General features: G+C 58.9%; 21 protein-coding genes. 17 read left to right on the plus strand and 4 right to left on the minus strand.

The genetic code is table 11. The features are described from left to right. Nucleotides 1–189 precede the first annotated feature (189 nt). The 14 genes from AC0V6O_RS13710 (at nt 190) to AC0V6O_RS13775 (ending at nt 11,927) form a co-directional block, all read left to right on the plus strand. Nucleotides 190–690, plus strand: coding sequence for a hypothetical protein (locus AC0V6O_RS13710; protein ID WP_486144856.1), 501 nt, complete (start codon nt 190–192; stop codon nt 688–690). After that, on the plus strand, nt 687–1,313 hold the full coding sequence (locus tag AC0V6O_RS13715) for a hypothetical protein (protein ID WP_486144858.1): 627 nt from the start codon (nt 687–689) through the stop codon (nt 1,311–1,313). The genes AC0V6O_RS13710 and AC0V6O_RS13715 overlap by 4 nt, the downstream gene beginning before the upstream one ends. Before the next feature lie 23 nt (nt 1,314–1,336). Beyond that, nucleotides 1,337–2,374 carry a hypothetical protein gene (locus tag AC0V6O_RS13720; RefSeq protein WP_472639843.1) on the plus strand — a complete coding sequence of 346 codons (1,038 nt, stop codon included), beginning with the start codon at nt 1,337–1,339 and terminating at the stop codon, nt 2,372–2,374. Nucleotides 2,375–2,562: 188 nt separating this feature from the next. Continuing rightward, nucleotides 2,563–3,264 carry a C39 family peptidase gene (locus AC0V6O_RS13725; protein WP_472639844.1) on the plus strand — a complete coding sequence of 234 codons (702 nt, stop codon included), beginning with the start codon at nt 2,563–2,565 and terminating at the stop codon, nt 3,262–3,264. A gap of 29 nt (nt 3,265–3,293) precedes the next feature. Next, complete coding sequence (locus AC0V6O_RS13730) at nt 3,294–4,145, plus strand: hypothetical protein (protein WP_486144861.1); 852 nt, start codon at nt 3,294–3,296, stop codon at nt 4,143–4,145. A gap of 27 nt (nt 4,146–4,172) precedes the next feature. Further along, entirely contained in the window at nt 4,173–4,766 is a 594-nt protein-coding gene (locus tag AC0V6O_RS13735) for a peptidoglycan-binding domain-containing protein (protein ID WP_486144863.1), read from the plus strand. A gap of 49 nt (nt 4,767–4,815) precedes the next feature. Next, nucleotides 4,816–6,192 carry a transporter family protein gene (locus AC0V6O_RS13740; protein WP_486144865.1) on the plus strand — a complete coding sequence of 459 codons (1,377 nt, stop codon included), beginning with the start codon at nt 4,816–4,818 and terminating at the stop codon, nt 6,190–6,192. Between the two features lie 202 nt (nt 6,193–6,394). Continuing rightward, nucleotides 6,395–6,916, plus strand: coding sequence for a LuxR C-terminal-related transcriptional regulator (locus AC0V6O_RS13745; RefSeq protein ID WP_486144867.1), 522 nt, complete (start codon nt 6,395–6,397; stop codon nt 6,914–6,916). A 45-nt stretch (nt 6,917–6,961) separates the two neighbouring features. Then, nucleotides 6,962–7,300: a hypothetical protein gene (locus tag AC0V6O_RS13750; protein ID WP_486144869.1), complete on the plus strand. Its 339-nt coding sequence runs from the start codon at nt 6,962–6,964 to the stop codon at nt 7,298–7,300. Nucleotides 7,301–7,304: 4 nt separating this feature from the next. Next, nucleotides 7,305–8,087 carry a hypothetical protein gene (locus tag AC0V6O_RS13755; protein ID WP_486144871.1) on the plus strand — a complete coding sequence of 261 codons (783 nt, stop codon included), beginning with the start codon at nt 7,305–7,307 and terminating at the stop codon, nt 8,085–8,087. A 350-nt stretch (nt 8,088–8,437) separates the two neighbouring features. Further along, a complete protein-coding gene (locus AC0V6O_RS13760) occupies nt 8,438–8,944 on the plus strand; it encodes a c-type cytochrome (protein ID WP_486144873.1) in 507 nt (168 codons plus the stop codon). Between the two features lie 228 nt (nt 8,945–9,172). Further along, nucleotides 9,173–9,703 (plus strand): cytochrome b/b6 domain-containing protein, encoded by a 531-nt coding sequence (locus tag AC0V6O_RS13765; protein ID WP_486144875.1) that lies wholly within the window; start codon nt 9,173–9,175, stop codon nt 9,701–9,703. 121 nt (nt 9,704–9,824) lie between these two features. Further along, nucleotides 9,825–11,033 (plus strand): Na+/H+ antiporter NhaA, encoded by a 1,209-nt coding sequence (nhaA, locus tag AC0V6O_RS13770; protein WP_486144877.1) that lies wholly within the window; start codon nt 9,825–9,827, stop codon nt 11,031–11,033. 24 nt (nt 11,034–11,057) lie between these two features. Beyond that, nucleotides 11,058–11,927, plus strand: a complete 870-nt coding sequence (locus AC0V6O_RS13775; RefSeq protein WP_486144879.1) for an alpha/beta fold hydrolase — start codon at nt 11,058–11,060, stop codon at nt 11,925–11,927. A 21-nt stretch (nt 11,928–11,948) separates the two neighbouring features. Here the strand turns inward: AC0V6O_RS13775 and AC0V6O_RS13780 are convergent, their stop codons facing one another. Then, the gene (locus AC0V6O_RS13780) at nt 11,949–12,362 is read right to left on the minus strand and encodes a hypothetical protein (RefSeq protein WP_486144881.1); all 414 of its coding nucleotides are present in this window, start codon (nt 12,360–12,362) and stop codon (nt 11,949–11,951) included. Here AC0V6O_RS13780 and AC0V6O_RS13785 point away from each other — a divergent pair. The 3 genes from AC0V6O_RS13785 to AC0V6O_RS13795 are packed head-to-tail and all read left to right on the plus strand — an operon-like array spanning nt 12,353 to nt 14,067. Beyond that, on the plus strand, nt 12,353–13,330 hold the full coding sequence (locus tag AC0V6O_RS13785; RefSeq protein ID WP_486144883.1) for an FHIPEP family type III secretion protein: 978 nt from the start codon (nt 12,353–12,355) through the stop codon (nt 13,328–13,330). The two genes, AC0V6O_RS13780 and AC0V6O_RS13785, sit on opposite strands and share 10 nt — an antisense overlap. Beyond that, on the plus strand, nt 13,327–13,956 hold the full coding sequence (locus AC0V6O_RS13790) for a sigma-70 family RNA polymerase sigma factor (protein WP_486144885.1): 630 nt from the start codon (nt 13,327–13,329) through the stop codon (nt 13,954–13,956). The genes AC0V6O_RS13785 and AC0V6O_RS13790 overlap by 4 nt, the downstream gene beginning before the upstream one ends. A gap of 3 nt (nt 13,957–13,959) precedes the next feature. After that, nucleotides 13,960–14,067: a sigma factor-like helix-turn-helix DNA-binding protein gene (locus AC0V6O_RS13795; RefSeq protein ID WP_486144887.1), complete on the plus strand. Its 108-nt coding sequence runs from the start codon at nt 13,960–13,962 to the stop codon at nt 14,065–14,067. Nucleotides 14,068–14,070: 3 nt separating this feature from the next. Here the strand turns inward: AC0V6O_RS13795 and AC0V6O_RS13800 are convergent, their stop codons facing one another. From AC0V6O_RS13800 to AC0V6O_RS13810, 3 genes are all read right to left on the minus strand, one after another. After that, complete coding sequence (locus AC0V6O_RS13800) at nt 14,071–17,391, minus strand: amidohydrolase family protein (RefSeq protein WP_486144889.1); 3,321 nt, start codon at nt 17,389–17,391, stop codon at nt 14,071–14,073. 72 nt (nt 17,392–17,463) lie between these two features. Beyond that, nucleotides 17,464–18,750 (minus strand): acyl-CoA dehydrogenase family protein, encoded by a 1,287-nt coding sequence (locus tag AC0V6O_RS13805; protein ID WP_486144891.1) that lies wholly within the window; start codon nt 18,748–18,750, stop codon nt 17,464–17,466. Continuing rightward, complete coding sequence (locus AC0V6O_RS13810) at nt 18,751–20,094, minus strand: phosphotransferase (protein ID WP_486144893.1); 1,344 nt, start codon at nt 20,092–20,094, stop codon at nt 18,751–18,753. Between the last annotated feature and the right edge of the window lie 46 nt (nt 20,095–20,140).

Below are 20,140 nucleotides of genomic sequence, written 5' to 3' on the forward strand. Positions count from 1 at the left end.
TTTTTACAAATTTCTATAGTCATATTTGACTACTAAACCTGTGTGATGCGGCCGAAAACGAATCGGCATATAACTCCAATCATATTCAACGAACGGGTCGTCTGGAGCAATCGCTCCTTCGTCTTGGTCTGACGGCAAATATGCCGCGTACACCTTGGCGAACCACTGTATTTAACAGGGATAGGCGACATGTATATTCTACAAGAACTGCCAAGCTTTGCCGGCCGCGCTGGTGTCCTAGCGACTGGTGCCAGCCTTTTGGCCATCACAGCCATCCCTGCCGCCGCGCAAGAGGGCGAGTTCCCTTCCAATAAGGATCAACACCCTGGCGAGATCGTATATGCTCGCGATGTGCCCTATGGCACGGCCACCCGGCGCATCGCGCAAGGTGAGGCCAGCACGGTTGCGCCCGATCAATCCAAACTCATCCTGGAATCAATGCTTATCGGCCTAGAGCCGATGTCCGATGCTGACCAAGCTGGTGTCACAGCCCCACTCTCCCGCACCCTGAATGTGGCGAACCAAGCGGTCAGCATCGGACTAACCCCAGTCACAGGGCCGCAAAGCTCTGGCGATTTCACCCGTTCTGAAAGTGGCGCGAGCTCGGCTGGCGGCATTGTGGGTCGCGGCCTCAGCGTCCTGCCATCCGCGCTCAGCGTGATCTCTCGCACAGCGGGGAGCGGACAATGAAAAGCGCGCGAACCCTTCTTAGCAGCGCTGCGTTGCTGCTGCCGATCTTGGCATCACCGCTTGCGGCGCAGCCAGCCGAGGCGGGGCAAGCCGAGGCAGAGCAAGACAGCATCGAAATCGCAGCGGACACGCTCAGCGACAATGGCGGACGCGTGGCTGTGAATATTGCCGCTGGTGATGGGAACCAGCAATTGGGCAGCGCCGTGGTGGCGATGGGCGATATCGCGATCACCGGCCACAGCGCCGAGCAAATGATGGACGTGCCCAGCGGCGCTGACCGCGCAACATCCATCACAATCGGCGCAGGCGCGCTGTCAAACAACACCGGCATGGTGAGCCTCAATCTCACCGCCGGCACACACAACCAGTCAGCCAATTTGGCTGCACTGGCTCTAGGAAACAACGGAGTGGTCTCTGACCAGATGCTCGCCCAGTCGAGCGCTCCCACAGATCCGACGGGTTCACCAGCCCAAGCTCTCAAAACCAGCAATGATCGCATCGACATCGATGACGCTGCATTCGCTGGGAACAGCGGGCTTGTGCAGGTGAATGTTGTCGGAGGCGAGAGGAATTCCTCTGCCAACACCTTCGCGCTGAACATCTCGGCCGGGGGCAAACCTTGAACCGAAGCAATGGAGTAAGGACTATGAAAAAGGTAATGCTAGCTACGGTGGCGGTTTCGGCTTTGGCCGTAACTGCCCCCGCCATGGCACAAGACGGCGGCGAAGTTGGAGGCCAAGACGGCGAATCCAGCCTTGAAGTTGATCTGCGCTATGCGAACAACATCGACACCAGTGTGACCACCGATGTCACCTATGAGAAAGACGTCGCCCTTCGCGGTGCCGTTCGTCTCCGGGGGGAAATCGAAGTCGACAGCTCAGCTGTTGCGGTCACTGATGCGAAGCAATTCCTCACTGGCGTAGTGGTAAACTACCGCGAGGAAAATGAGCTCAACGGTGAAAACGGATTTGTCGATCCGGTTTTCGGCCAGGGCTATAGCGAGCCAGGCGATCTGCCAGGCGGCTTCTTCGATGGTGAATTGCAGCCGCAAATTCGCGCTGGATTCTTCGCGCCGATTATCAACACGGTTGACGCGTTCAATGTCGATTCCTCGGGTAACATCGGGGTCAACCTGGCGGCTGGTTATTTCAACCAGCAAATGAACAGCGCGTCGATTTCTGTGTCGGCAAACAGCGATCCTGAAGCATCAGGCGGTTGGGCAGAAGCGTCCACCACCGGACTGCAATCACTGATCGGTGTGGCACAATTCGCTGCTGAAGACTTCCTCGACGAAGATGATCCCGAAGCTGGCGGCGGCCGCAACAACTTCCGCGATCGCAACACCATTCTTGGTGCGACGATCACGGGTTCAGGCAATATCGGCGTCAACGTGGCGACAGGCAGCCTCAATCAGCAATCCAACCTGATGACGCTGGCCACCGCAAACGATGCCGATCTGGCAGAGGCCAATGCTGGTCTGGTTCAAACCGCTCTTTTGAGCCGGGTTGAGCAGCAAGACAGCATTAACTCGATCTCTGGTCTCGATGTCAGCGGTGCCTCAGGCAACATCGGCGTGAACTTCGCCGCTGGTGTCGGCAACCAGCAAACCAACTCGCTGACTATCGCAGCATCGCAAGGCGGCGGTGACGCCGGCGGCGGCGGCGCTCCTGGCGACGGCAGCTAATCGATTGCCCGCGCGGGCGGGGGAGAGGAGACCTTACCTTCTCCCCTCCCCCACCTTCCCCAGCCGCGCAAACGGCTTGGGGAAGGTCCCCCGCTCGCAAAAGCCCAGCTCGCACGAGTTAGGGAAGCCCTCTGCCCGAAGCATGGAGCAGGTTTACAATGTCTCAGAATTCACTCTTTCGGTCAAAAATGCGTGGACTCGCATTGGTAGGCGTGTGCGCGGCGATGGTTTCCGCCTGCAGCACCGCTCCGGCTGGAAAGACACCGGTCTGGCTCGGCCAGATCTCCCCAGGTTCCCCCGTGATCAGCGCGCAGCCGCGCAGCTGGAAAGCCCAGAAATTCGACCATCTCGTGCGGCAAGAAGCCGACTTTAGCTGCGGCGCAGCGGTGCTCGCAACGATATTCAACTATGCCTATGGGCACACCACGACCGAGCGGCAGGTGCTGGTCAATATGCTCAAGATCGCAGATCCTGACCTTGTCCGGCAAAAGGGTTTCTCGCTGCTCGACATGAAGACCTATGCGACCTCTCTCGGGATGAGCGCAGAAGGCTATCGGATTGATTACGATCAGCTCGCCAGCCTGGAATTCCCCGCCATCGTCTTGATCGATGTGCGCGGCTACAAACATTTCGTCATCGCTCGCAAAGTCTTCGGAGACAGGATCGCGATCGGTGACCCAGCCCTCGGCAATCGCACAATGACCCGCGACAAATTTGAAAGCGCGTGGAACGGCATTGCGTTTGTCGTCGTGGGCGAAGGCTATGACCCGGACAGTGTTCTGGTCGATCCGCCCTCACCGCTTTCTGCGCGGCGCCTGCTGATGACTACCGCCAGCCTGCCCGCCACCGAAGCCGCCGAATACGGCTTTTCACCCGGATATGATTTTTGACCACCCTAGCGCCCCCAAAGGAGGATGCCATGCGCACGCCAACAGCCAGACAAACGGCTCTAAAATCGAGTGTCACAGCAGCGGCACTCTCCATTTCACTGGTTTACGCAGCGGGCTCTGCACCAGCGGCTGCGAAAGATCATTTCGCTTCGCTGGGCGATCTCGGCGCGCCGGTGGATGACGAGGAACTGGGCGAGGTGCGCGGCAAGTTCATCCGGCCAGGCGAGGTATCGTTCTTTGGCATTTCCATGGTCACCAGTTGGCAGGATGAAAGCGGGATCACCACGACCGCACGGCTGATGTTCAATGTCAGCTTTCTGGACAGCGGCAGCGGCGGCGATCCAGCTCCGCAATTGCTGGTGGGTTGGACCCGTGAGGGCGACCCAGCCATGGATGTGACAGACAGCCATTCCGGCTACACCCCCGTCATCACAGCGCAAGAGGTGCTGCCCGTGGGTGAGCTCGGCAGCACGCAGGGCGCAGCGCAAGCGAATATCATCGCAGGAGCAGACAACTCGGCGATCAATGGCATGCAAATCGCTTTGGTTCCGTCTTCAGACATCGCGGCGATAAACACCGATGGTCTCACCCCGATTACCGAGACAACCGGTACTTCGTTCGCCGATGGCGATGCTCTGGAATTCCGCGTCGGCACCAACGAGCTGGCGCTCGCACTGTCCGGTAATGGTGGCAGCGACAGCGCGCTGCAAAGCGTCGGCGGTGATCTCGGCCGGATGCTACAGCAGACCACGATCAACAGCGATGGCAATCTGGTCGGCAATACCGCCGCGATCATCATTGGGACGGACATTGGATCGACCGATTTCAACGCCGTGCGGGCGACAGAGGCCCTGTCCGTGATGCGCGGCCACGGTTTCTAAGCAGCAATTTTCAAAGGTGGTAAGGCCATGAAAAAACTCTCTCTCATCACGCTGGCGGCGGCTGTGTTTGCGGCATCCGCCCCAGCCCAGGCAGAAAACGCCAGCGGGCAATTCGCCGTCGAAGGGCCGGGCCGGCTGACCTGCGCCGCTTTCACCGATGCGCGCAGCGACAAAGGCTCAGCAGAATTCCAACGTCTCATCGGGTTTGTTGAGGGCTATCTCAGCGCTGCCAACCGCTATGAACCGAACACCTTTGATCTATCGCCGTGGCACAATGCGGCGGCGTTTGACCTGATCCTGGAAAAGCACTGCACCGACAATCCTGAGGATACGATCGTCGGCGTGGCGCAAAAAATGGTCTCGGCCCTGCGCCCAGTTCGCGTCGCCGATTATTCGCCAATGGTCGAGGTGGGCTCAGGCGAGAACCGCGCCTTTGTTTACAAGACGATCCTGCGCCGCACTCAGGCCGCCCTGCGCTCACGCGGGCTGTATGAGGGCGAGGAAAACGGCAGCTACTCGCCGCAAATGCGCGATGCGCTGCTCGCCTTTCAGAAACAGAGTGATCTTTTTGAGACCGGCGTGCCCGATCCGGCCACGCTTTGGACACTGCTCAATCCGTAACCACGGATGAGCTTAACCAGACGGGTCGTCAGGTAAGAGGACGAAAGTCATGGACCGCACATTTACACGAGCCGCCTTGATCGCGAGCAGCGCGGCCGCGCTCACGCTGCCTTTTTCGGCATCTGCTCAGGACCTTGAGACCGAGGTCGAGCAATTGCGCGCGCAAGTTGCCGAGATGGAGGAGCGAGAGGCGCGCGCCAATGCACGTTTGCAAGCGTTAGAAGAGCGGCTGCTGCACATTGAGGCAGAACCAATTTCGCCGGACGAAGCGCTGACCATCAGAGGCCGCGCTATGCCTGCGCAGACCCGGCCAATGACGCTCAATCCCTCACTTGATAACTTCCGCGGGGCGTACCCTACGCTTACCCGAGAAGGCGAGGCCCGGCTGGTGCAAATCCAGCAGGCCGAAGACGCCGCCCAAGCCCCCGGACTGAGCGATCAGGCAGAGGAGGAGAGCGTTCAAAAGGCACCTGATGCCTCCGCAGCCGTGGAAGACATCGTGCAGGAACAACAGGGCCTCCAGACCAGCCGCTGGGGCGCTGATCTATCGGTCGGCTATTCCCGCTTCAGCGACGCACGAATCAACCTCGATGGCTTCCTGGCATTGGATGCAATCTTCCTCGGCACGATCAGCATTGACGAGGTGGACGCTGACATCTTCACCAGCGAGGCCACGTTGCGTTACGGCGTGAATGACAAGCTGTTCCTCGATGCCAGCGCACCATTCCTCTACCGCACATCGACCTTCCGCAGTGGCGGAGCTGGCGGCGCAGCGAATGCGCCAATTGAGGCCAGCGTTAGCGATGGCGGGCTAGGCGATATGAGCGTCGGTGCGAGCTATCAATTGCTCGCCGAAACGCTGCGCCGCCCGAATGTCGTGCTCAGCGGCCGGGTCAAAGTGCCGACCGGGCAAGAGCCGTTTGGGATTGATTTTGTTGAAGTTGTCGGCAGTGAAGGCAATTTACAGGTACCGGAAAAACTCGCCACGGGCAGCGGCGTTTACGGCGCATCGCTTGGCGTCTCCGTGCTCAAATCGCTTGATCCCCTGGTGGTGTTTGGCAGCGTGAATTACTTCCGCAATTTTGAGCGTAACTTTGGCGACATTGACGAGAGCCCCGGCCCGCAACCGGGCCGGGTCGATGTTGGCGACGCCGTGCAACTCGGGGCTGGCCTGGCCTTTGCGCTCAATGATCGATCGAGCATTTCCATGTCTTACTCACAGCGCGTGGTTGCTCGCTCGCGTATCCGCCTGGAGGGGCAGGAGTGGCAGCGCATCGTCGGCAGCCAGGCCAATGTCGCGCTGGTTAATTTGGGTGCCACATTCTCGCTGGGACAACAGCTCTCACTGGTTTCGACCGTTGGAATTGGGCTCACCGATGACAGCCCTGATATGGTGGTTGGCCTGCGACTGCCGTACCGTTTCTGAAACAATCTAAAGCGAGCCGGAGGACGCCAATGTCTTAGCATCATCTTACGTAAAAGTGACCGTTTTTTCGGTGTGTTGAGGTTCGCCTAACCCCGCGAAGACACGCTTTTCCCACTGCCACACATTCAGGAAGCGATCAATTCCCAACGTATCTTAGCCAAACGATTTTGCCCGAATCGGGCGATGCCGTTAACCGTGATACGTGACGAATCCAGATCCCCTGACCATCCAGCGGCAACACGCAGCCGACTTGCTCGCCAGTTTGACCGACCGTCAGACGGAAGTGATGGAGCATGCCGCGGCTCATTTGCCGAACAAAGAAATCGCCCGAAAGCTGGGCCTCTCGCCCAGCACCATTGAGCAACGCTTTCAATATGTGAAGGCAAAGCTTGAGACCACTGACCGCGCATCCACCATCCGCGAATATGTTCGCCTGCGCGCAATATGCGGTCAAACCACATATGGGTTTTCCCATCTCGATCCAGAGCCTGAATTTGACCAATTGGGTGGCCAAGACGCGGTTCAAGAAAATCGACCAGCCCCGCCAAATTTGGCCACTGATGACTATTCGTCGCTCGATTTTCCGCCTTCGCGCCTTGAGGTATTGGATGGAAAATACGGCCCGTGGTGGCGGCTATTGGTGATCTTCACGATCGCCTTTACCATCGCCGCTACAGCCCTGATTGTAACCGCAATCAGCGTCACAGTTGGTGATATTCTCTGACCATGCCTGCAACCCCCAAGCACGATGGTGCGCATGGAGAATTTTATGAAAATGACAGCACAAGACCTCGAACTTGCCAATCAAATCAGCGACCTTAATCACCTGCTGGCGGCTGACACAGATACTAATCTGGGGCAAATCGGCGAACTACTCAGCCTCGCAACCAAGGCTCGGATTGAGATGGATGTTGACGTCATCGACGGCCAACGTCCGATCAGTCACCTGACCGATGCGATGCGCAGTGTCGCTGAAGCGCGCAAAAGCCTTGCTTTGGCGCACTCGGCAATGGATAGGCTGATCAAAGAACAGGCCGAAGTTCCATTTATCTGTCCTGACAGAGCAGCTGATGCCCAGCCAGCTCCAGTCCTAAAAATAGCGAGCTAAGATTTTGCTGCCAGACATTACTGAACCTAGCATTGCACTGTTTTTCAGTGTCTTTGTGCTAGCTTTAGCATTGTCTGCTTGGCTTGGTGGGGCACCGGAACGCACCGGTGCCTCATTCCTTGTCTCCACTGTGATCATACAAAGTATCGCTTATTCGTCAATTTCACCCGACTTTTGGGAGGTCAATACTGTTGCTCTTTTAGTTGATGCAATCGGATTCATTGGGTTTGGTGCGATTGCACTTAATGCGAACAGGGTTTGGCCACTTTTCGCTGCAGGGCTGCAATTAATTAGCCTGTCAGGGCACTTCGCTAGACAGGTAGAAGATGACGTGCTTGATTTGGCCTATGCAACAATGACAGCAACACCGACTGGAGTCGTTTTGTTGCTCCTTATATTTGGTACCCTGTTCCATCAAAGGCGGCTTAAGAAATTGGGTAAGGATCTGCCCTGGACTGATTTTGAACTATGGCGAGAATTGTGGCGCGCACCATCTAAGCAATATATCGATGAGCATCGGGTCGCATTTTCGCGCAGCTGGATCGGAGCGCCCGTTGCTGTCTGTGGAATGCTCGTGATCTGCTATTGCATCAGCGCCTTGGTGATACCTGAGACCCCAGAAATTGCTCTCGGTACGGTGACTGCCTTGTCGGCCATCGGCGGCGCAGCAATTGTCGGCGGAACTTGGCTGCATCAGCGCGAAACAGCGCGACACTTAACTGAGACCAAGGCATTCCGCGACAAATGGAAATTCGGCGTACCCATGCCGCAATCATCTGGCGCCTAAAACTAGGCTGGTACGAGGGCTATCGGAGACGCGGCACACCTATCGAAAGATTTCCTACGTATCCGCGCTTTGCTATTTCAGCCGACATGATGATCTTGCCAAAACACCATTCCTACGGCCATTTTCCAGGTCTGGAACGAGCAATCGCCAAAAGTCACACATCCGGCAGTTTGTGTGGGATTAAGCAATTGTTCTTAAGCGTGAAATTCCAAAAGTCACACTTTTGCAAATCGTATATGTGTTCCAAGCTGAAACCATCCAGTTCGAGGGTTTTGCAAAATTACCAAGGCATTTCAGCCACAAACGTGATAGGGGGCTGGCCGTCACACCATTGCACCAGGAACTGCCCTATGTCGTCCAACCGTCTTTCCCGCCCTGTCTTTGCGTTCGCAATGATTGGCGCATTGGCCGCCTGCGGCGAAGCCGCCAACGACGCAGCGGCGCCCGAGGCGGTAGAGATCGCCAGTGAAGACGCCTCCATCATTGAGGTGCGGCAGGGCAACTTTGAAGAAATCGGCGACGCATTCAAGGCGATCCGCGGCCAGTTGGAAGCCGGCGCGCCAGACTTCGGCGTGATCGAGGCGAGTGCGGGCACGATCAACGCCAATGCGCAAAGGATCCAGGAGCACTTCCCAGAGGGTACAGGCGTAGACTCAGGCGCGGATACCGAAGCGCTGGAGAGCATTTGGGAGAAACCTGAAGAGTTCGCAGTCGCCGCGCAAAAGCTGGTCGACACCAGTGCCGCTTTGGCCGCAGCCGCTGGCACAGGCGATATGGCCGCAGTCGGCGAAGGGGTGAAGAACATGGGCGGGTCTTGCAAGGCCTGCCACGACAACTTCCGCCTCGACAAAGACTGAGTGAGGCACTCTGGCTGGGCCGTGTTGTGAGGTTGCCATCTGCGAGAAGGGCCTGCCTCGAACTGGCTCAGGAATGATCCATGTTGCGTCAGAAAACACCGATTTGGGATTGGCCTGTGCGGCTCTCGCATTGGGGGTTTGCACTGCTCGTCCCGGCAATGTGGTGGACCGCCGAAAACGGCGAGATGGGCTGGCACATGCGCACTGGGCCTCGTACTTCTCGCATTGGTGCTGTTCCGTATCCTGTGGGGCTTGGTCGGCAGCGAGACGGCGCGCTTCAACAGCTTCCTTCGCTCGCCGTGGGCAGGTCTGCAAGACCTATTTGGGCGTTATAAACGCAGCCCTTTGGCCATCGGTCATAGCCCGTCCGGCGGGTGGAGCGTTGCGGCTTTGCTTCTGGTAATGCTCGCTCAGGCCAGCATGGGGCTGTTCGCTGGTGACCCATATGACGGCGCGACAGGGCCGCTCAATTCGCTGGTCGGAGTGATGACGGCGGACTGGCTCACCGACTGGCACGAAACAGGCTTCTGGGTACTCGTCGCATTGATTGCGCTGCACTTACTCGCAGTGTTTGGATACCAATTCCTTGGCAAGCGCAATCTCATCGGCTCGATGATCACTGGCGCGGCGAAGTTCGACAAACCAGTAGCGGGCAATGCCGGTGGATCGACATTCAGAGCGTTCATGTGCCTAGCGCTGGCAGGCGGCGTCGCAACGGCAATCGGTACTGGCTTGGTCGCACACTGGCTAAGCGGGTAGCTGCGCAATCTCCGCGCCTTATACAAATACGATGCATTCACTCCGAATTTCGGGAAACAGCGGCACCTTCAAGCGTTGGGTCAGAAACGAAATGCACATTTCCACCTAAGGGAACCAATACGTGATTAACAAAGTGAGCGAAGCCCTACGCGACTTCCTCAAACAGGAAAGCGCGGGCGGCATAGTCCTGATCGCGGCGGCGGCATTAGCCCTGCTGGCGGCGAATTCGCCCTTCGCGGCCGCCTATTTCGATGGCTTGAATACGCAAGTGACCGTCGCCGTCGGCAACTTCGCAATCGATAAGGCGCTGATCCTGTGGATCAATGACGGCCTGATGGCGGTATTCTTCTTCCTAATTGGATTGGAAGTGAAGCGCGAGGTTATCCAGGGCCAGCTATCTAGCTGGGACAAAGCCTCACTTCCATTGGTCGCAGCAATTGGCGGCATGGCAATCCCGGCGCTGATCTTCCTCTCGATCAATTCCGGAACCCCGGTAAACCAAGCTGGCTGGGCAATCCCAGCGGCGACAGACATCGCCTTTGCGCTGGGTATCTTGTCATTGCTTGGCCCGCGAGTGCCCGTTGCGCTCAAAGCCCTGCTGCTCGCGATTGCTGTAATCGATGATATCGGCGCGATTGCCATCATCGCCCTGTTCTACTCAGGCACGCTCGACACCGATATGCTGGTGGGTGCTGCGATTGCCTTTGCCGCCCTGATAGCGGTCAACCGCATGCGGATCGGCTCCAGCATTCCCTACGTGCTGCTGACCATTGTGATGTGGGTCTTTGTGCTGAAATCTGGCGTGCACGCAACATTGGCCGGCGTTGCCGCAGCGATGACCGTCCCGTTGGCCGCGCGCGGCGGCTCAGAGCCGCTGCTGCGGATGGAGCACGCTCTGCACCCTTGGGTTGCGTTCATGATCATCCCAATCTTCGGCTTTGCCAATGCTGGCGTCAGCCTGTCGGGCATTTCTCCGGCTGATCTCGCCGCACCGCTGCCGCTAGGCATCGCGCTTGGCCTGTTGATCGGCAAGCAAATCGGCGTCTTCGGGTTTGCCTTTGTCGCTGTGAAAGTCGGAATCGCCAAGCTGCCAGAAGGAGTAAACTGGAAGCAGATCCACGGCCTCTCTCTGCTCGCAGCCATCGGCTTCACCATGAGCCTGTTCATCGGCAACCTGGCCTTTGCAGACCCAGCTCAGGTTGATGCGGTCAAGCTCGGCGTGTTGTCGGGATCGCTGGTGTCGGCTCTGGCGGGCTTCTTCTTGTTGAAGATTACCCTGCCCAAAGAACCCGCCCCCGCTCCAGTGGAAGCAGCAAGTGTTGCGTCCTGATTTGAGGGCTTTACAGCACAGGGCATGAGAAGACCTGCGTTGAAGACAGTCGAAATTGGGGGCTGCGACCTAGCCTATTGGGAGTGGCCAGGCGCCCCAGAGAGCGGCGGATCACCGCTTGTCTTTGCGCATGCAACCGGCTTCCATGGCCGAGTGTTTGATCCGATCATCGAACGCTTTCCTGAGCGAAGAATTATCTCGCTGAATCTGCGCGGGCACGGCCAATCAGAAGGTGGACCAATCGCCAATTGGGCTGAAATCGCCGATGACATTGCGGCCATGCTAGCCCACCTCGACCTGAGTCAGGTGATAGGCATTGGGCATTCGATGGGTGCGCATGCATTGCTACAGGCAGCGCATGACCATCCACATCTCTTCAAACAGCATATCCTGTTTGACCCAACCGTGCTGCCACCCGAGTTCTATGAACTGGAGCAAGACCTGTTCACCGCCAACAACCCTCATCCCGCGGTCCGGCGAAAGCGCGAATTTGCCACGGTCCAGGCGATGATGGAGCGATTTGAGGACCGCGAGCCCTACAGCCTGTTCGACCGCCGTGTATTCGCCGACTATTGCCGATATGGGCTCGTGCCTGCTGAGAATCGCGATGGAATGGAACTCGCATGCTCGCCAGAGGTTGAGGCGGGTGTCTATGCAAGCAGCCGCAGCAACAGCGGCATTCATGCAGCCGCTTCCAAGGTCGCCATTCCGGTGCTGATTGTGCGGGCAAAGCAGACTGGGCTGAACGACTTCAAATCCTCGCCAACGTGGCCCGGACTAGCGGCAGCAATGCCCAATGCAACCGACATGCACAGGCCAGACCGTACGCACTTTCACCCACTGGAATATCCAGAGGATGCCGCACGGATTATCGCTGAGGCTCTGCTGCCCTGATGCACGCTTGTGCTCCAGCGACTATGCCGCCTCGGGGATACTGTCACTGACACTGCCTGGGGTGCGCACAGCTTGTGTCGCTTGCAAAAGATCGTTTAGATCACCGCGGACGGTCACAATTTCGGCCAGGATCGGCTGGGTCATATTGCGCCGGATCTGCGCCGCTAGACCGCCATAGAATTGCACCAAAGCTGCGCGCAAAGGATTGTCGGAGGCTACTCCGCGGCACAGCCAAAGGGTGATCCCATGCGCGCGGGACAAGGGATCGCGCGCGGCTTTGCCGCCCGCTGCGCAGGCAAGCTCAGCCTGACGCAATGCCGCTACAGCCTCCTCCAAACATATCCGGGTCAGGTCATCGCCGCCGGATGCTTCAATCCGGGCATCAAGGTCGACCTTGCGATACGCCGCAGCGGGGTTTTGAGAAAATGGCCTCATATCCTATCCCCCTAGTTTCGGTTGAGGTCGAAATGGGCGCACAGGATTACGAAGTTCTGCTGGGCGGGGTCAGCCTCGCTCACGGCCGAGTTCGCCCCGACCGTTTGCTGGCGATTGACGCAGGCGATGTCCGCCAGGGCCACGGCCTAACCGGCGAGGCAACGCGCGACCCAAGCTTTGACTGCCCGGCAATCTGGATCGAGCCGCGCGAGCGTGACCATGCGATTGCGGAAGGTTTCCTGACCGTCGATCCCAGCACAGTCATTGCCACCCATGCCAATCAAGCACTGCTCGCACAGGCCCAGGAACTCCTCGGACCTGAGGAAGTGCGCGAATTGCTAGATGCGCTCAAAGAAAGCTCACCCAGCCTCGTTGAAACCGTCCATCCAGAGCCATTATCACTGGCCGCGATCACCCGCATCTTCCGTGCCTTGATCGCCGATGGAATTGGCCTAGGCCATCCACAAGCGGTCCTCACCAGCCTCGCGCTCGCCCTGCAACGCACACAGGAATTTGACCTGCTGGTCGATGCGGTGCGCGCCGATATGGGCGCAAAGCTGATCGCGCGAATTTGTGAGCCGGGTGCACGGCTGAGGGTGGCGACCCTGGATGCCAACCTCGAGGCCGCGATCCTCGGCAGCGTGCCGGATCCCGCCACGGGCCAGCCGCTGATCGAGCCGGAATGCGGCAGCATGATTGCCGAAACACTCACCCGGATTTTGGAGGCAGAAGGCGAACCGATTGCACTGATTGTTCAACCGCCTGTACGCCGTTCGATTGCTACCCTGCTCAATCAGCGGGTTCCGCGCTGTTTAGTGCTGTCGATCAACGAATTGCCAACGACCCAGCCGGTCGAGGTGGTCGGCGTGATTGGCGCGGAGACTGAAACCGCGCCGCCTGCCGCCGCTTTACCAGATGAAACAGCGGCGACGGCCGCCCAAGACGAGCCAGGAGCAATGGCCGCATGAAACACGATCCCAGCAGCTTTACGAGAACCGCGCCCACCGGGGTGGCGGGCTATGGTGCTTCAAACCGGGCAGAGATAGACGACCGCGTTCGCCGCTTCATGCCGCTCGTCCGCAGCACAGCCTGGCATGTCTATGGGATGGGCCGCGAGGGATTAGAGGTTGAAGACCTGATGCAGGTCGGTGTCATCGCGCTCACCGAATGCTCCATGCGGCATTCCGGCCCGACCGAAGACGGCTTTGCCGCATATGCGAAAATTCGGGTGCGCGGGGCAATGCTCGATCAGATCCGCAAGCTGATGAACGACAGCCGCACAGCGCGGAAGAAACGCGCCTATTACGAGGCTGCACTGAGCGAATTGCGCGCAGAACTGGGGCGCGAACCCAGCCGCGCAGAAATCGGAGATCGCCTGAAAATATCCGATGCCGAATTGCTGGAGATTGAGGCGTCCGGCGTCACCGTCACCTCAATCTCAGAGGAATATGATGAAACCAGCACGGCCTTTGCCAGCGACGATCCAGACCCATTCGAGGTCCTTTCAGACATGGAAGACCGCGAGCGCTTGATCCGGGCCATGACCGAATTGCCAGACCGGCTAAAGCTGGTGCTGCAATTGTTCTTCGTTTAGGAAATGAACCTCACCGAGATCGCTGAGATTTTGGAGGTCAGCGTCCCGCGCGTGCACCAACTCAGAGCCAAGGCTCTGAAGGATCTGCGCACTCTGATCGAAGCGGATTAGCCTCTATTGACTGCCCCCATCACCGTCTCCGTGGTTGTGGCCGCCGCCCGCATGGGTCGCCGCCTCTGATCCGCCAGCATTGCCTCCTTGGCCGCTTTCCCACCAATAGGCGCGGCGCCCACCAGTGCCGGTTGCGACTTCCTGCATAGTCGCGGTGTCGTACATCCGGCCGCCGATCATTACGCTTTCGATTTTGTCTGTGTCGCGGATATTGGCAGTTGGATCAGCGCTCAACACCAGCAAATCTGCTAGCTTGCCGACTTCAAGACTGCCCACGTCCTTTTGCATACCCAGCGATTCCGCAGGCCAAATAGTTGCGGTTTTGAGCGCTTCAACCGGGGTCATCCCGCCGCGCGCAAAGGTCCAAATTTCCCAGTGAGCACCAATGCCAGGTTGCTGACCATGCGCGCCGATAGAAACCTTCACGCCGCGATCCGAAATCTTCTTCGCCTCGCGCGCAGCGTTGTCGTCAACGAATGCCCATTCGGGTGCCTTAGTCCGCCGCGCGGTGGCCGCGAGCAGCACCTTGGGCGGGGTGTGGATCATCAACGGATGATCGAACACGTCGGTCGCCTGCCGCCAATAAGGATCGCCGGCAAGCCCACCATAAGTCACATTCAGCGTAGGGGTGTAATTCGAGTTTGATTGGCCGAAGAATTGCAGCACGTCCTCGTAAAGCACATCGCCCGGTACATTGTGCTCGATAGTCGAATTGCCATCCGCGATGAGGTTCATATCCATCCCGAACAGCGAGCCACCTTCGGCGACGTTGAGCATATTCTCTTCAGCCGCTGCGCGCGCCACCATCTGGCGTTGGTCGCGCCGGGGTTGGTTGTAGTTCTTAACCGAAATGCCGCCCTGCGCCTTGATCCGGTGGACATGCGCGAGCGCATCTTCGTAAGAGTCGATCCGCGCATACACGCTCGGAGCCTTCGCACCGTAGATGATCTCTCCGGTAGAAAAGATGCGCGGGGCGAGCAACGTGCCCGCCATCTGCCGCTCGGCTGAAGCAAAGATCAGGCTGGAATTGCTCGAGGGGTTGTGCGTCGTCGTAGTGCCGAGCGCTAAATCTTGCACGAGGCTCCAGTTCTGCTGCGGGACCAAATCGCCCGTGCCGTGGGGGCCATGATGGTGCGCATCGACAAAGCCAGGCATGATCACCTTGCCGCTGGCATCGACCATTGTCGCGCCGCTGGGAATGGCCACCTCGCCCGCCGCGCCAATCGCCGCAATCCGGTCGCCCTCGATCACGATCACGCCGTTCTCGATCATACCCGCGTCTTGGGTGCCCAGCCCAGCGGCCATAGTCAGTACTTTCGCGCCGGTAATGACAACCGTGCCACTGGGCTTTTCAGCGGTAATTGTGACCGCCATCGAAATGCCGCTGTCCGGCTCTTCATAACCATCTGCGTCATCCTCACCCTTGGGCGCGTTGCGGAAGAAATCGCTAACTTGCGTTTGCTTCAGCTCCGGCCCGATCGACCAGAACAGGGTCTCTCCTCCGCGCGCCCAGCCGAGGTAATCCGCCCCGCCGCTAGACACCTTGGTAACCGGAACAGGTCCCTTGGTCTCGTTCACATCGACCGGCTTGCCGCCCGGAATAACCGGCATGGCAAACACTTCGTAATTCTGGCGAAAGGCGATGGTTTTGCCATCCGGCGAAACCTGAAAATCATTGACCAGAGTGCCGGTTGCATGGGTGCGCTTTTTCTCGCCATCAAAGTCGGCCGACATGAGAGCCAGCTTGTCGCCATCGCGGCCGATCATGAAAATGCGGGTCGCATCCGCGCCGAATTGCGGGCGCGAGCCGGAGCGGGCGACCATTTTGGGCGCGCCGCCGCCAACGGCCTGCAGATAGATTCCGGTGTTCTCGGAAAATTCCGGCGCGGTGAGATAGCCGCCGCTGCGCTTTTCATAGGCGACCATGGCGCCATCAGGTGAAAAGGCGAGATTAGCGTAATGCCCTGGCTGCTGAGAGATTACCCGCGCGCCCGAACCGTCAGCATTGGCGACAAGGATTTGACCCAGCCCCTCGTCCGTCCAACGGACGAACGCGATGCGCGATCCATCGCGGCTGTAAGCGGGATAGGCTTCGACAGCATCATCGCTGCCGCCGATCAAAGGACGGGCTGCGTCTCGGCCCCGCGCGGACTTCGTATAGAGCTTGCCAAGGCTCTCAAACACCACGCGGCTGCCATCAGGGGACAATGTGCCGAACTTCGCCATCTTGGTGGCAAAGCGATCAGGCGAGACCTCGATCTCAGGATGCGGCGCGTCGGCAATGCCGCGCGTGTCGCTGATACTGAATGGGATCACCGCATGGCCAGACCCATCGCGGTTCACGCGGTTCAATTTGCCGCCCGCCCAGAACACGATGGACTGGCTATCAGGCGTCCAATCCATATTGGGATAGACCCCGGTTACCGCCCAGGTTTCCTGCACATCGAGGTCTAGCGCGCCGTAAACCATCCGCTCCCGCCCGCTGGCGATTTCCTTGACCCACAATTGCGAAGTGTCTTTGTCGCGCCGCACAAACGCGATCTCAGTTCCGTCAGGCGAAGGCGCAGGGCGCACCGCGCCGCCATAACCATCGACCGCCGTGGTCACTTCGCCTGTTTCCAGATCGTGCCGTTCAATCGCAAAGATACCGGCATTGGAATCCTGCGCATAGATAAAGGTGTTACCCGGTGTCGTGTTGCGCGTGTAGTAAATCGCCTTGCCATCGGGCGCGAACACCGGCTCACCCAGCTCTTTCTGCAAGGCTTCGCTGGCGCGCTTCACCACCTGCACACCGCCGCCGCCAGAAATGTGGTACATCCAGATCTCACCCGTGCCGAGCGAACGCTGCGTCGTAAAATGCTTCTTGGCCGCAATAAAGCGCCCGTCCGGCGACCAGGTTGGCTGATTGAGCAGGCGGAATTCTTCCTTGGTCAGCTGACGTTTGTCAGAGCCATCGGCATTCATCACCCAGATATTGTTCGCCCCGCCGCGATCCGAGGTAAAGGCAATGCGCGAGCCATCAGGCGAAAAGCGCGGATGCACTTCCCAGCTTAGCCCTTCGGCAATGCGCGTAGGCGTGCCGCCGGTGATCGGCATGGTGTAGATATCGCCAAGCATGGTGAAGGCGAGCGTGTCGCCATCGGGCGCGACGTCCACGTCCATCCACGTGCCTTCATCGGTCTCAATCGGCACTTGTTCGACTGTCGCACCCTTAGGCGCTTCGATGTCCCATTCTTTGTCGTCCTGCGCGAGGGCCGCGCCGGGCATGGCGAGCATGGAACCCGCGAGAAGGGTGCCAATAACGTGAGGTGCGAAGCGGCGCATGGTAAGTCTCTCCCTGTGTTGGGACTGAGACTAGCGCGGCGCAACGATATTGCTAGAGCTTGATAGAAGTCGTTAGTCGAATTGCCCGCGTTTCGGCCCCAAATAGCCAAACAGATAGGCCGCCACCTTGCGCATCTGAATTTCCTCGCTGCCCTCCGTAATCCGATAGCGGCGGTGGTGGCGATAGATATGTTCGAACGGCGTGTGCCGCGAATAGCCGATGCCGCCATGGACCTGCATCGCCCGATCCGCCGCCTCGCAACACAGCCGGTTAGCCCAGTAGTTGCACATCGAGACCTTGTCGGAGATCGTCCGTTCGATCTCTTCATGCGGCATGTTATCCATTTCCCACGCAGTCTTGAAAATCAGCAGACGCAGCATCTCGGCCTGCGTGGCCAGCTCGACCAACGGGAACTGGATCGCCTGGTTTTTCGCCAGTTCCTCGCCGAAAGGTTTGCGCTCCCGTGCGTATTTCACACTCTCGTCGATGCAGAACATCGCCGCGCCGCAAGAACTCGCCGCCTGCCGGATGCGGTTCTGGTGGACGAAGCTCTGTGCCAGTGCGAGACCGCGCCCTTCCACGCCAAGGATCGCACTGTCCGGCACCCACACGTCCTTGACCGAAAGCCGCGGGTGATCAGTGGGCATGTTAAAGGTCCACATCCACTCCTCGATCTTGATGCCGGGATTAGGGTTGGGGACCAGGAAACAGGTGATGCCGCTGGCATCGCCCGCCGCGCCGCCAGTGCGCGCGAACATCGCACAATGGGTCGCGGCGTGCATGCCGGTGATCCACATCTTCTCGCCATTGATCAGCCAGCCATCGACACCGTCGCGTGCCTCACGCACTGCGTGTGTCTCCATATGGGTGGCGTCAGATCCGTGATGCGGCTCGGTAAGGCCAAAGGCGAGGCGCGTTCTACGCTCGAAACCTCCAAGGATGAATTCCTGTTTCTGCTCATCGGTCCCCCATTGATCGAACATAGCGACAAAGGGGAAGTTGCCGACGATCGAGTGCTCGTTCTGAAGGTCGTTGTGCAGGCCGAGACCCGCCCTCGTAAAGTGCTCGCGGATTACCGCCATCCAGAGGTTCGATCCGTCTTTGCCGCCATATTGAGCAGGTGCTGAGAAACGCCAGTGTCCGGCAGCATCGGCGCGGCGCGTGGCCTCCTTGAGCAGTTCTTCCCACTCTTCGCGCGGCAGGCCCCCACGATCCCAATCGGTGCGCGAATGCTCACGGCGGTGGTCGAAGAAGCGGATATTGTCGTCGGCGTTTTCGAGCGGTTTGATCTCGGCCTCGATAAAGGCGTCGAGTTCATCAAGATAAGCTTGAAGGTCGGTGGGAATTGCGAAGTGCATTTAGTCTTCTCCAGTCCATAATTTCCACGCCGCTTCAAGCGCAGGGTATTTCGGCACATCCACCGTCAGCTTTTCCAGCGCTGCTTCCTTCATTTCGGCAAGAAGACCTGGTGATGCCAGCGTTTCGTCACCGCTTAGAATGTCCTGCACCAATTCGTAATCCGAATGCGGCGGCAGAATGGCGTCGTCTCGTGTGATCATGCCCAGAGCATTACGCGCCACCGCAAGCTGGAAACGATCATGTCCTTCGACCTTATCTTTAAGCGTGGCCAACCATTCTGAGATCGCGGCCGCCATCTCTCCTGTGGTCGCTTCACCGCGTTCAGCTGCGGCAGAGATGTCCGGATCAACTTTCTGCGCGCGCTCTCCATCCGGCGCGTCTTCCTCCAGCAGCATCAACAAATCGAGCTCCTGCTCGCTCGTGCGCCTAGAGATCACCACGCGCTCCAGCATGCGGTCCTCACCGCTGCGCCAAAATTGCGCCATCTTGAGGCAGCCCAGAGCCCACCACACAGTGCGATGGATCAGCCAATAACGGAAGCGGGCAGGGTCGACTGTGTGGCCACTCTCGGCCTCATATGCGGCAAAGTAAGCCTCCAGCGAGCCAAGCCCGAGGGCAGGCCGATCATACCGCGCAAACCGCCACACCGCCATACAGCCAAAGGCCAGGTCTTCATGCGGATCGCCGAAATGCGCGAGTTCCCAATCAAGCACCCCCGTAAGATGCCCCTCCTCCGCCAGCAAATTGCCGAGTCTGTAATCACCGTGATTGAGCACGGGTTCGCAAGGCTCAGGACAATTGTCCTCCATCCATTTCAGACCCAGCGCGATGATCGGGCGGTCGCCGCCCGCCTCCTCAAACTGCGCGCGCAGATCGGCAATGGCCTCTCGGTAGTCCATCACCGGCACCGCATCGGGCACATCATCGCGGGTCAGCGAGTGAATACGGGCGAGGTCCTGCGCCGCCTCTCGCAGCAGAGCATCCGCCTCGTCAAACTGCAGGATCACCTTAGGGTCGGCCGTGCCCGGCAATGCGCGCATCACGAAGCCGCTGCCAATGCCGTCCTCCGGCTGTAGCTCCGCAATAACCTCAGGCGCGGTCATACCGGCAGCATTTGCGGCGCGGATCACTGCTGCCTCGGTATCGTGACCAAACGGGCGATCATTCATAAACTTCAGGCTGGGCGCACGGCGCAGGACGAAGCCCTCGCTGTCGCTGAAGAACCGCCAGCTCTCCATAGTCGCACCGCCGGTCAGCCGCTCCAGCCCGACCGGAGCTTCCATGCCTGCGCGCGCCAAAACCCGGCTCAGCCCTTCGATCAGATCATTGGCGCCAAATGTCATCACTTCCCCTCACGTCCATTCGCTGTAAGAAGTGCACGCAGATAGG

It is taken from the genome of Erythrobacter sp. JB2-19 (assembly GCF_057365005.1).

What these genes read in the sequence shown, in the direction of transcription:
- AC0V6O_RS13710 (WP_486144856.1), top strand. Translation starts at nt 190, where the DNA reads ATGTATATTCTACAAGAACTGCCAAGCTTTGCCGGCCGCGCTGGTGTC.
- AC0V6O_RS13715 (WP_486144858.1), top strand. Translation starts at nt 687, where the DNA reads ATGAAAAGCGCGCGAACCCTTCTTAGCAGCGCTGCGTTGCTGCTGCCG.
- AC0V6O_RS13720 (WP_472639843.1), top strand. Translation starts at nt 1,337, where the DNA reads ATGAAAAAGGTAATGCTAGCTACGGTGGCGGTTTCGGCTTTGGCCGTA.
- AC0V6O_RS13725 (WP_472639844.1), top strand. Translation starts at nt 2,563, where the DNA reads ATGCGTGGACTCGCATTGGTAGGCGTGTGCGCGGCGATGGTTTCCGCC.
- AC0V6O_RS13730 (WP_486144861.1), top strand. Translation starts at nt 3,294, where the DNA reads ATGCGCACGCCAACAGCCAGACAAACGGCTCTAAAATCGAGTGTCACA.
- AC0V6O_RS13735 (WP_486144863.1), top strand. Translation starts at nt 4,173, where the DNA reads ATGAAAAAACTCTCTCTCATCACGCTGGCGGCGGCTGTGTTTGCGGCA.
- AC0V6O_RS13740 (WP_486144865.1), top strand. Translation starts at nt 4,816, where the DNA reads ATGGACCGCACATTTACACGAGCCGCCTTGATCGCGAGCAGCGCGGCC.
- AC0V6O_RS13750 (WP_486144869.1), top strand. Translation starts at nt 6,962, where the DNA reads ATGAAAATGACAGCACAAGACCTCGAACTTGCCAATCAAATCAGCGAC.
- AC0V6O_RS13760 (WP_486144873.1), top strand. Translation starts at nt 8,438, where the DNA reads ATGTCGTCCAACCGTCTTTCCCGCCCTGTCTTTGCGTTCGCAATGATT.
- AC0V6O_RS13775 (WP_486144879.1), top strand. Translation starts at nt 11,058, where the DNA reads ATGAGAAGACCTGCGTTGAAGACAGTCGAAATTGGGGGCTGCGACCTA.
- AC0V6O_RS13785 (WP_486144883.1), top strand. Translation starts at nt 12,353, where the DNA reads ATGGCCTCATATCCTATCCCCCTAGTTTCGGTTGAGGTCGAAATGGGC.
- AC0V6O_RS13780 (WP_486144881.1), bottom strand. Translation starts at nt 12,362, where the DNA reads ATGAGGCCATTTTCTCAAAACCCCGCTGCGGCGTATCGCAAGGTCGAC.
- AC0V6O_RS13790 (WP_486144885.1), top strand. Translation starts at nt 13,327, where the DNA reads ATGAAACACGATCCCAGCAGCTTTACGAGAACCGCGCCCACCGGGGTG.
- AC0V6O_RS13795 (WP_486144887.1), top strand. Translation starts at nt 13,960, where the DNA reads ATGAACCTCACCGAGATCGCTGAGATTTTGGAGGTCAGCGTCCCGCGC.
- AC0V6O_RS13800 (WP_486144889.1), bottom strand. Translation starts at nt 17,391, where the DNA reads ATGCGCCGCTTCGCACCTCACGTTATTGGCACCCTTCTCGCGGGTTCC.
- AC0V6O_RS13805 (WP_486144891.1), bottom strand. Translation starts at nt 18,750, where the DNA reads ATGCACTTCGCAATTCCCACCGACCTTCAAGCTTATCTTGATGAACTC.
- AC0V6O_RS13810 (WP_486144893.1), bottom strand. Translation starts at nt 20,094, where the DNA reads ATGACATTTGGCGCCAATGATCTGATCGAAGGGCTGAGCCGGGTTTTG.